Raw genomic sequence first — 6,452 nt, 5'->3', positions numbered from 1 at the left:
GGGCGGGGGAGCGGAGTGGCGCAGGAGTGCCCGCGCGCTTCCGGGGCAGCATGGCACGCATGCGATCCACCGACGCGTTCATGAAACGGCTCAACCCCGACATGTGCGTGGTCACCGCCACCGCGGACGGGGAGCGGGCCGGGTGCCTCGTCGGGTTCTGGGCACAGTGCTCCATCGACCCGCCCCGGCTCACCGTCTGGATCTCCAAGGCGAACCACACCTGCCGGGTGGCCCGGCGCGCAGAACGGCTCGTCGTCCACCTGCTCACCCCCGAGCAGCACGACCTGGCGGCCCTGTTCGGCGGAGAGACCGGCGACCGCACCGACAAGTTCGCGGGCGTCGACTGGCGCGAGGGACCGGGCGGCAGCGTCGTCCTCCCCGGAGCGGCCGCCTGGACGGTCGGCGTCGTCGAGCAGCGGCTGGACACCGGCGACCACGTCGCGCACGTCCTGGCGCCCGAGTGGAGCGGGGAGCGTCCCGGGGAGCGGGGGCGCCTGCTCAGGCTGGAGGACGCCTTGGACATCGAGCCCGGACACCCCGCCTGAGCTGCCACCGGGCGCCCGGCCCCTAGGGGCCGCCCGTCTGCCCCGGTGACCGGACCACCTGCCCGAGCGGCCGGGCGGCGCGCGCCACGGCCCGCACGGGCGGGGTCAGTGCTCCAGGTCCTTCTCGGGCATGACCCGGATGTCCAGCACGCAGACGTCGTCGCGGCGCTCGCCCTCGAGCATCTCGGCGAGCAGCGGACCCAGCGAGGCCGAACCCGGCTGCTCGTCGTGGCCGGTGGCCGCGGCGGCCAGCCGCTGCAGACCAGCGTCGATGCCCTCGGAGGGCCGCTCGATCAGGCCGTCCGTGTACAGCAGGATCCGGTCGCCCGGCTCCAGCACCGTCTCCGCCTCCTGGAACGGCGGATTCTCCATCGCCCCCAGCAGCATGCCGACCGGACGCTTCAGGAACCGGGCCTCGCCGTCGCGCAGCAGCAACGGCGGAGGATGACCGGCCTGCGCCCACACCAGCTTGCGTTCGCCCGGGTTGTAGCGGGCCAGCACCATGGTGGCCGTCGCGCGCGGCTCGCCGGTGTGCAGCAGCAGGGCGTTCAGCCGGGCCAGCGCGCCGGTCAGCGAGGAGCCGGTGATGACCATGCCCTTGGCGGTGAACCGCAGCTGCGCCATCGTGGCGACCGCGTCGATGCCGTGCCCGGCCACGTCGCCCACCACGCACAGGGCGTCCCCGTCGGGGAGTTCGATCGCACTGAACCAGTCACCGCCCACTTGTATACCGGACTGCGCGGGCAGGTAGGCGACGTCCACCCGCAGTCCGCCGGGGCGCACCGGCTCGTGCGGCAACGGCAGCAGCGCCTGCTGCAGCCGGCCGGCCAGACTGCGCTCGGCGCGCAGCATCCCGTGCTGGGTGAGCATCATCCGCTCGCTCTCCACCAGCGCCAGCTCGGCACTGCGCTGCGCGGTGAGGTCCTGGACGAACCCGTGGGCCTCCACGGGCGTGCCGTGGGTGTCCGTCACCGCCTCGGCGACCGCCCGCAGGTGGCGCACGCCGTGCGCGGTGCGGATCCGGAAGGGCACGTCGAAGGCGCGGCCGTCGGAGGCGAGCGAGCGCACCGCGCGGGTGAGGGCGGGCCGGTCCTCGGCCATCACCTGGCCGGGCAGGTCGTGGTACGGGACGGGGCCCTCGGCGGGGGAGCGGTCGAAGATACGGAAGACCTGCGGGGACCAGTTGACCTCCTCGGTCAGCAGGTTCCAGTTGGTCCAGCCGAGATTGCCCAGGCGCTGCACGTCGGAGAGGCGCTGCTCCTGGCGCTCGGCGATCTCGTAGCGGGACCAGGTCAGCATCAGGCCGTCGCCCAGCCGCCGCGCCCGCACCGAGAAGGTGGGGAGCTCCCCGGCGTCGCTGCTCCCCGAGGGGTAGGCCATCGGCTCGCCCTCGTAGGGCTCGTCGGTGGCCAGGGTGTGCAGCAGGCCCTGCCAGATGTGCTCGTCGGCCAGGGCGGGGAACGACTCGAGCAGCCGCACCCCCACCAGGTCCTGGCCGGTGCGGCCGGTCAGCCCCACCACGGCGGGGCTGGCGGCCTCGATGCGGTAGTCCTCGACCTGCCCGGAGCCGGACCGCAGCGGGACCAGGGCGAGCGCCGCCTCGGGGAGAGCGGCGAGCACGGCGTGCACCGTCGGGAGCGAGACGCCCTCGAAGGGCTGGGGCCGGGTGTCGAAGGACCCGAGCGTGCCCGAGCAGAGCCGGGCGACCGACCGCAGCAACTCGCGCGTCCGCGCGGGCAGCGGCTCGTCGCCGTGCCGCAGCACGCCGAGGACGGCGGCCGGTCTGGTGCCCGTCCCGACCGGTAGCCAGGCGCCCGAGCCCCACGGCCCGCCGGGACCGGAGGAGTCACCGGACCGCTCGGGCGACCGGGCGGACCTCGACGCCCTGGGCGCCCCGGCCGCCTTGGACGACGCCGCCTTGGACGACGCCGCCTTGGACGACTTCGACGGTCCGGCGTCGGCGCTTTCCAGCCAATACGGGGCACGGCTCTCGAACACCTCGGCCACGGGGGACCCAGGGGCCGGCGGAGATCCGCGCCAGAGCGCCGCGAGGTCCTCGTCGAGGCCGGCGTGGCCGGTGAGTTCCAGGCCGCCGTCGGGCAGGACGGAGAAGACGACCACGGCGTCCGGGCCCACGCTCTCGGCCAGGTGCTCGCGCAGGCCGGCGGCCAGTTCGGCGGGGCCGCCGACGTCCACCAGGGCCCGGCCCACCCGGCGCAGCACGGCGCCGTTGACGTCCTCCGCCGGCGCGGGCGCGGAGCCCCAGGCGGCGGAGGAGGAACCACGGTCCGAGGGGGAGGCGGGCGCGGGCACGGCGGCGGTACGGCGCGAGACCGGGTCGCCCCCGAGCGCCGGGCGTCCCGTCGAGGCCCCGCTCAAGGTGATCCAGCACTCGTCCAGCAGCGTGCGCCCGGAGCCACGCGCCCGGCGGAGCAGTTCCGCGTGGGCCGCGTCGGCCGTGCTGCCGGTCAGCGCCATGATCACGCCCTTGGCCCGCTCCAGCACAGCCTCGGGCGCCACCACGTCGGGGATGGCACCGGTCTCGGCGGAGGGGGCGGGGTCGGTCGTCACCCAATGAGCATGGCACATCCGGCGGGTCGGGATCACGCGGATGCCCACGTCAGCGCATCCGCAAGGGACCTTCGGCCCTGTTGTTCGGGTCACGCCCGGGCAGGGTGGAATCGCCGCGTCCGCCTCCTCTGTGCGGCTCTGGCCGGAAAGCCGCCACAGGTCCCCTTTCACCCGGCCCGGGGAAACCGACAGGCACGTATTCGCGCCTGGTGGGAAGGTGGTCGGCATGAGCGACCTCGGCCTTCCCGCGCAGATCCGGGCCTGCCTCTTCGACCTCGACGGTGTCGTCACCCGAACCGCCGTGGTGCACGCGGCGGCCTGGAAGGAGACGTTCGACACCTTCCTGAGGGAACGGGACGGAGCCGGATACCGGCCCTTCGACTCGGCGCACGACTACGACGAATACGTGGACGGGCTCCCTCGCGCCGACGGCGTGCGCTCCTTCCTCGCCTCGCGCGGCATCACGCTCCCCGAGGGCTCCCCGGACGACCCGCCGGAGGCGTCGACCGTGCAGGGCCTCGGCAATCGGAAGAACGACCTGGTGCTCCGCAAGATCCAGGAGGGCGGCGTCGAGGCGTACGAGACCACCCTCGACTACATCAGGAGGGCCCGGGCCCAGGGACTCTCCACGGCCATCGTCTCCTCCAGCAAGAACTGCTTGGACGTGCTCCGCGCCGTGGACGCCGTCAACCTGTTCGACGTACGGATCGACGGCGTGGTCGCCACCGAGCGCGGACTGCCGGGCAAGCCGAAGCCGGACACCTTCCTCGCCGCCGCCCGCGACCTGGGCGTGGAGCCCTCCGAGGCCGCCGTCTTCGAGGACGCGCTGGCCGGAATGGACGCGGGCCGCGCCGGCCGCTTCGGCCACGTGGTCGGCGTGGACCGGGTCGGCCAGGCCGACGCGCTGCGCGCCCACGGCGCGGACGTCGTCGTGCCGGACCTCGGCGAACTCGGCGTGCTCGGCGGCCCCGACGCCTCCGCGGCCCCCGACGCCTCCGCGGTCCCCGGCGGGTCCGCCGGAGGTGGCCGGTGATCAGCCAGCGGTCGTACGCCGTCGAGCCCTGGACGGTGCGGGAGACCGAGCTCAGCCTGGACGTCCTGGCACAGAGCGAGTCGGTCTTCGCGCTCTCCAACGGCCACGTCGGCTGGCGCGGCAACTTCGACGAGGGTGAGCCGCACGGCCTGCCCGGCAGCTACCTCAACGGCGTCTTCGAACTCCACCCGCTGCCCTACGCGGAGGCCGGGTACGGCTACCCCGAGTCCGGCCAGACGGTGATCAACATCACCAACGGCAAGGTGCTGCGGCTGCTCGTCGACGACGAGCCGTTCGACCTGCGCCACGGCCGGCTGGTGGCGCACGAGCGCACCCTGGACATGCGACGCGGAGTCCTGGAGCGGACCGTCGACTGGGTCTCCCCGGCCGGCTCCCGGGTCCGCGTCCGTTCCACCCGGCTGGTCTCCCTCACCCAGCGGGCCATCGCCGCCGTCTCCTACGAGGTCGAGCCGGTCGACGCCCGGGTTCGTGTGGTCCTGCAGTCCGAACTGGTCGCCAACGAACAGCTCCCCGACGGCACGGGCAGCGACCCCCGGGCGGCCAGGGCCCTGCAGTCCCCGCTGCAGCCGGAGCACGACTTCGCCTCCGGCAACAGGCTCCGCCTGGTGCACCGCACCAAGCGCAGCGGCATCCGGGTGGCCGTCGCCGCCGACCACGTCATCACCGGACACCAGCCGATCGTCACCGACAGCGAGAGCGAGGCCGACCTCGCCCGCCTGACCGTCACCTCGGTCCTGGAACCCGGTCAGCGGCTGGTGGTGCACAAGGTGGTTGCCCACGGCTGGTCGCGCACCCGCTCCCTGCCCGCGATGAGCGACCAGGTCGACGCCGCCCTTGCCGCCGCCCGGCACAGCGGCTGGGACGGCTTGCTCAAGGAGCAGGAGGAGTTCCTCGCCGACTTCTGGGGGCGCGCCGACGTCGAGGTCGACGGCGACGAGGAGATCCAGCAGGCCGTCCGCTTCGCCCTCTTCCACGTCCTGCAGGCCGGCGTCCGCGCGGAGGAGCGCGCCATCCCCGCCAAGGGTCTCACCGGCTCCGGCTACGACGGGCACGCCTTCTGGGACACCGAGACCTTCGTGCTCACCCCCCTGACCTACACGTCGCCCAAGGCGGTGGCCGAGGCGCTGCGCTGGCGGCACAACACCCTGGAGGTCGCCAAGGAGCGCGCCGCCACCCTGGGGCTGCGCGGGGCCGCGTTCCCCTGGCGGACCATCGACGGCTCCGAATGCTCCGGCTACTGGCCCGCCGGCACCGCCGCCTTCCACGTGAACGCCGACATCGCCTCGGCGGTGGTCCGCTACGTCGCCGCCACCGGCGACACCCGCTTCGAGCGCGAGGTCGGCCTGGAGCTCCTGGTCGAGACGGCCCGGCTGTGGCGCTCGCTCGGCCACCACGACCACCACGGCAACTTCCACATCGACGGCGTCACCGGCCCCGACGAGTACAGCGCCGTCGTCGACGACAACGCGTTCACCAACCTCATGGCCCGGGCCAACCTGCTCGCCGCGGCCGACGCGGTGGAACGCCACGCCGACCAGGCCGCCCAGCTCGGGGTCGACGACGAGGAGAGCGCCGGCTGGCGCGACGCCGCGGCCTCGATGCACATCCCCTACAACGAGGAACTGCGCGTCCACGAGCAGTCGGCCGGCTTCACCGGCCACCAGCGGTGGAACTTCGACAAGACCGGCCCCGACCAGTACCCGCTGCTGCTCCACTTCCCCTACTTCGACCTGTACCGCAAGCAGGTCATCAAGCAGGCCGACCTGGTCCTGGCGATGTACACCTGCGACGACATGTTCGACGAGGAGCAGATCGCCCGGAACTTCGCCTACTACGAGCCACTGACCGTCCGCGACTCGTCCCTGTCCGCATGCTGCCAGGCCGTCATCGCCGCCCGTGCGGGCCACCTGCGGCTCGCCTACGACTACACGGCCGAGGCGGCCCTGATGGACCTCGACGACCTGGAGCACAACGCCCGCGACGGCCTGCACATCGCCTCCCTCGCCGGGGCCTGGCTGGCCCTGGTCGCCGGGTTCGGCGGACTGCGGCAGCGCGGCGACCGGCTGGAGTTCTCGCCCCGGCTGCCGGAGAAGTTCAGCCGCCTCGCCTTCACCCTGCAGGTCCTCGGCCGCTGTCTGCGGGTCGAGATCACCCAGGACACGGCGGCCTACAAGCTGGTCAGCGGCAAGCCGCTGACCATCAGCCACCACGGCCAGCCGGTGCGGGTCACCGCCAACGGCGGCGGCCCCGTCGTCCGCCCCGTCCCCAACCCCGTCCACCGG

The 6,452-nt window shown here is 73.6% G+C and carries 4 protein-coding genes; 3 read left to right on the top strand and 1 reads right to left on the bottom strand.

Features of this window, described 5'->3' with window-relative positions; genetic code table 11:
• The first annotated feature begins 59 nt into the window (after window positions 1-59).
• Window positions 60-545 carry a flavin reductase family protein gene (locus ACOV8S_RS21855; RefSeq protein WP_448319619.1) on the top strand — a complete coding sequence of 162 codons (486 nt, stop codon included), beginning with the start codon at window positions 60-62 and terminating at the stop codon, window positions 543-545.
• A gap of 105 nt (window positions 546-650) precedes the next feature.
• Here ACOV8S_RS21855 and ACOV8S_RS21850 read toward each other — a convergent pair whose 3' ends face one another.
• Entirely contained in the window at window positions 651-3,116 is a 2,466-nt protein-coding gene (locus tag ACOV8S_RS21850) for a SpoIIE family protein phosphatase (RefSeq protein WP_448319617.1), read from the bottom strand.
• A gap of 226 nt (window positions 3,117-3,342) precedes the next feature.
• On the opposite strand from ACOV8S_RS21850, the gene ACOV8S_RS21845 reads away from it, so the two are divergent.
• Window positions 3,343-4,149, top strand: coding sequence for an HAD family hydrolase (locus ACOV8S_RS21845; protein ID WP_448319616.1), 807 nt, complete (start codon window positions 3,343-3,345; stop codon window positions 4,147-4,149).
• Window positions 4,146-6,452: glycoside hydrolase family 65 protein (locus tag ACOV8S_RS21840; protein ID WP_448319615.1), on the top strand; the 2,307-nt coding region annotated here is incomplete at its 3' end. The genes ACOV8S_RS21845 and ACOV8S_RS21840, both read left to right, overlap by 4 nt.

The sequence above is a fragment of the Streptomyces sp. CO7 genome, from assembly GCF_053474865.1.
The sequence above is the reverse complement of the archived record's forward strand: the minus strand, read 5'-3'. Positions and strand labels throughout refer to the sequence as shown.

Bases quoted from the DNA above. Each gene is read 5' to 3' on its own strand.
- ACOV8S_RS21855 (WP_448319619.1), top strand. From the start codon at position 60: ATGCGATCCACCGACGCGTTCATGAAACGGCTCAACCCCGACATGTGC.
- ACOV8S_RS21845 (WP_448319616.1), top strand. From the start codon at position 3,343: ATGAGCGACCTCGGCCTTCCCGCGCAGATCCGGGCCTGCCTCTTCGAC.